This window comes from Pseudomonas sp. (assembly GCF_035277045.1).
Classification (GTDB): Bacteria; Pseudomonadota; Gammaproteobacteria; order Pseudomonadales; family Pseudomonadaceae; genus Aquipseudomonas.
On the sequence record NZ_DATELE010000076.1, the window covers coordinates 1 to 4,254 of the forward strand.

Here is a 4,254-nt window from a genome sequence, read left to right on the forward strand (position 1 = left end):
CAGTACAACATCGACCAGGGCGACACCGAGTGGGCTCCAAGCGTCGGTATCGGCATGAACTTCGGCGGTAGCCCGAAGCAACAGGCTGAGCCAGCTCCTGCTCCAGTTGCCGAAGTCTGCTCCGACAGCGACAACGATGGCGTGTGCGACAACGTCGACAAGTGCCCAGACACCCCGGCCAACGTGACCGTTGACGCCGACGGCTGCCCGGCTGTTGCCGAAGTCGTACGTGTCGAGCTGGACGTCAAGTTCGACTTCGACAAGTCGGTCGTCAAGCCGAACAGCTACGGTGACATCAAGAACCTGGCTGACTTCATGAAGCAGTACCCACAGACCACCACCACTGTTGAAGGTCACACTGACTCCGTCGGTCCTGACGCTTACAACCAGAAGCTGTCCGAGCGTCGCGCTGGCGCCGTCAAGCAGGTTCTGACCCAGCAGTACGGTGTTGAATCGAGCCGTGTTGACTCGGTTGGTTACGGTGAAACCCGTCCGGTTGCTGACAACGCCACCGAAGAAGGCCGCGCTGTTAACCGTCGCGTAGAAGCACAAGTAGAAGCACAAGCCAAGTAATTGGTCTGACGCTTCACGAAAAACCCGGCCTTGGCCGGGTTTTTCTTTGCCTGGGATTTATCGAGGGCGGCGGCGCTCAGCCCTTGAGCAGCAGCACCAGCAGGAGCAGGTTGAGCGCGAGCGACAGCAGCGCCAGTCCACGCCAGACCTTGAGGGGTTCGCGTTCCAGCAGCGGACGCGGGCGGTGATCCAGTACCTGGCGATCACCTTGCTCGAGCAGCAGCAGCCACTGCTCGGCTGTCTCGAAACGCTGGGCAGGATCGGCCGCCACGGCCTGTTCCAGGTTGCGCTGCAGCCACTCGGGCAGGTCGGGACGGTAGCGGGCCGCACCGACCGGTGTCCCGAAGCGCGGACGCTGGAAAGCTTCCACCTCGCCGTAGGGGTAGTGTCCGGTCAACAGGTAATACAGGCTCACCCCAGCTGCGTACAGGTCTTGGCGAGGGCTGGGCGGCTGTCCGTCGAATGCCTCGGGAGCAATGAACGAAGGCGTGCCTGGCAGCTCGCAGGGCTGGTCTTCGCAAAGGCCTGGGCAGTAGGCCAGGCCGAAGTCGAGCATGCGCAGCTGGCCGTCGTCGCCCAGGTGCAGGTTCTCGGGTTTGATGTCGCGGTGCAGCAGATTGCGCCGATGCAAGATCCCCACCGCCTGCAGCAGTTGGCGCGCCAGGTCCAGCCATTGCTCCAGCGGCAGCGGCCCGTGCTGGGCAAACAGAGCCGCGAGGCTTTGTCCCGGGTATTCGCGCATCAGGTAGTAGAGGTGCTGGCGCTGGCTGGCCGGATGCACCTGCGGGAAATAACGTCCCGCCACCCGTCGCAGGAACCACTCTTCCATTAGCAAGCCTTGCAAGGCGCCGGCCTCCTGCGCGCGGGTGGTGGGCAGTGTCTTCAGCAGCCAGCACTGGTGCTGCGGGTCGCGAACGCGGTAGAGCAGCGACTGGCGGCTTTGCGCGATGAGCGAATCGACCTGCCAGCCGTCGATCAGTTGTCCGGTGCGCAAGGCCGCGGGCAGCGGCCATTGCTGCAGCTGGGCCAGAGTATCACCAAGGTTGACCGGGCCGAGCTGGTCGATACGTACCAGCAGGGCGCTGGCGTTGTCCTGGCTGCCGCTGTGGTGAGCAGTGCCGACCAGGGTGCTGGCCGCGTGCTGCAGGTCAGGTTGATCGCGCAGCACCGACGCGATCTGCTGGTCGCTCAGGCTAGCCCAGACACCATCGCTGACCAGCACGAAGCAATCCTGCGGCGCAAGCTCGCCTTCCAGGTAGTCGACCAGCAGGTGCTGGTCCAGGCCAAGGGCGCGCTTGAGCACGTGTTGCATGCCCGGCTGGTCCCAGACGTGATCCTCGCTCAGGCGTTGCAGCTTGCCCGCTGCCCAGCGATAGGCGCGGCAGTCCCCGACGTGCGCCAGGGTGAAGCGCCTGCCGCGCATGACCAGGGCGCTGAGGGTAGTGAGCAAGGGCTGGCCTGCGCCCTGGGCGCGTAGCCAGCGGTTCTGTGCCAGCAGCAGCCGGTCCAGCGCTTGGGCAACACCCCAGGTGGCTGGGGTGGCGTAGTAGTCCATGGCCAGCGCCTGCAGGCTTGCGCGCGCCGCCAGGCCGCCATCGGCGCACTGGCTGACGCCGTCGGCGAGGGCGAACAGGTAGCCCTTGCTCGCCGCCAGTTCTGGCGCGGGTGTCACCAGGCGCAGGGCGTCCTGGTTCTCCTCGCGCGGGCCGGTGGCGCTGGCCTGGGCGAAGCTCAGGCGCAGGCTCATGGTGCTTTCGGTCAAGGGGCTTTCAGTCATAGGGCTTTCGGTCATAGGGCTTTCAGCCACAAGCCTGTCAGACACGTGCCGCGGTCACGGCCGCCGAGCCCCAGGTGGTGCGCCAGCGCTGCTTGACGCCATAAAGGCCGAACCAGGCCAGCAGGCCGAGGCTGGCGAACAGCCAGAGGCCCATCTGATAGTCGCCGGTGTGCTGCTTGATGGTGCCCAGGCCTGCGGCCAGGAGGAAACCGCCGATACCGCCTGCCATGCCGATCAGTCCGGTCATCACCCCGATCTCCTGGCGAAAGCGCTGCGGGACCAACTGGAAGACCGCGCCGTTGCCGGCGCCCAGGCCGAGCATCGCGCTGACGAACAAGGCCAGGGCTGCGGTGGCGCTGGGCAGGTTGAAACCGACCGCGGCGATGCACACCGCGGCCACCGCATACATGCCCAGCAGGGTGCGGATGCCGCCGAAGCGGTCGGCCAGGGCGCCGCCGAGCGGGCGCATCAGGCTACCGGCAAAGACGCAGGCGGCGGTGTAGTAGCCTGCCGTGATCGGGCTCAGGGCGTACTGGTCGCTGAAGTAGCCGGGCAGCGCGCTGGCAAGGCCGATGAAGCCGCCAAACGTGACGCTGTAGAAGAACATGAACCACCAGCTGTCCCGGTCACCCAGGGCCTTGAGGTAGTCTGCCATGGACTTGGGCTTGGGCCGTTGCGGGGCATTGCGCGCGAGCAGGGCGAATACCACCAGCGCCAGCACCAAGGGGATCAGCGCGAAGCCGAACACGTTGCTCCAGCCAAAGCCCGCGGCCAGGGCCGGGGCGAGCAGGGCGGCGAACACGGTGCCGGAGTTGCCCGCACCGGCGATGCCCATGGCCTTGCCCTGGTGCTGCGGCGGATACCACTGCGAAGCCAGGGGCAGCGACACGGCGAACGACGCACCGGCAACGCCGAGGCACACGCCCAGCAGCAGTGCCTGCTCATAGGTATGGATGCCCAGGTACCAGGCGCACGCCAGGGCCACGATGACGATCACCTGTCCGATCAGTCCGGCGGTCTTGGGCGACAGGCGATCGACCAGCACGCCCATGGCCAGGCGCAAGATGGCCCCGGCCAGGATCGGCGTCGCCACCATCAGGCCGCGCTGTTGCGCGGTCAGTTGCAGGTCGGTGGCGATCTGTACCGCGAGGGGGCCGAGCAGGTACCAGACCATGAAACTCAGGTCGAAATACAGGAAGGCGGCAAACAGGGTGGGCACATGGCCGGATTTCCAGAAGCTCGTATTCATCGGGCACCTCGCTCAGGCAAACAAAAAAAGACGCCGCTGCCCAGACCACGGTGGTGGCGAGGGCGGGCGACGTCTTTGTCGTGTTGGGAGGGCAACCGCCGTTGGCTGCCTGTACCAGATAAGTAGCAAGAGCCGGGCCAATCCTTTGTCCGGCCTGGCAGATCTGCTCAGCCCAGCAACTCATGCATCGCGATGATCTGCTCGGCCACCTGTACCAGCTTCTGCTGCTTGCTCATCGCCTGGCGGCGCATGAGGGTGTAGGCCTGTTCTTCGTTGCAGTCCTTCATCTTCATCAGCAGCCCCTTGGCCTGCTCGATGCGCTTGCGTTCGGCCAGCTGCTGGTCGCGGGCCAGGAGCTGCGCCTTGAGCGCCTGGTCGCTCTCGAAGCGCGCCATGGCCACGTCGAGTATCGGCTGCAGGCGCGTCGCCTGGATGCCTTCGATGATGTAGGCGCTGACCCCGGCCTGGATCGCCTGGCGCATCACCGCCGGGTCGTGCTCGTCGGTGAACAGCACGATCGGGCGGGGACGGTCGCGGCTCACCAGCACCACTTGCTCCATCACGTCCCGTCCCGGTGACTCGGTATCGATCAGCACCACGTCCGGACGCACCGTTTCGACGCAGGCAGGCAAGTCGATGGTCAGGCCGGCGGCGT

4 protein-coding genes are annotated in these 4,254 nt (G+C 65.9%); 1 reads left to right on the forward strand and 3 read right to left on the reverse strand.

The annotated features are described in order from the left end of the window. Nucleotides 1–573: OmpA family protein (locus VJS90_RS03210; protein WP_324119034.1), on the forward strand; the 573-nt coding region annotated here is incomplete at its 5' end. Between the two features lie 76 nt (nucleotides 574–649). Here the strand turns inward: VJS90_RS03210 and VJS90_RS03215 are convergent. The 3 genes from VJS90_RS03215 to VJS90_RS03225 form a co-directional block, all read right to left on the reverse strand. Beyond that, on the reverse strand, nucleotides 650–2,320 hold the full coding sequence (locus VJS90_RS03215; RefSeq protein WP_324119040.1) for a bifunctional protein-serine/threonine kinase/phosphatase: 1,671 nt from the start codon (nucleotides 2,318–2,320) through the stop codon (nucleotides 650–652). A 67-nt stretch (nucleotides 2,321–2,387) separates the two neighbouring features. Further along, on the reverse strand, nucleotides 2,388–3,599 hold the full coding sequence (locus VJS90_RS03220) for a nitrate/nitrite transporter (protein ID WP_324119036.1): 1,212 nt from the start codon (nucleotides 3,597–3,599) through the stop codon (nucleotides 2,388–2,390). A 167-nt stretch (nucleotides 3,600–3,766) separates the two neighbouring features. Further along, nucleotides 3,767–4,254, reverse strand: a 488-nt coding sequence (locus VJS90_RS03225) for an ANTAR domain-containing response regulator (RefSeq protein WP_324119038.1), incomplete at its 5' end; no start/stop codon positions are given.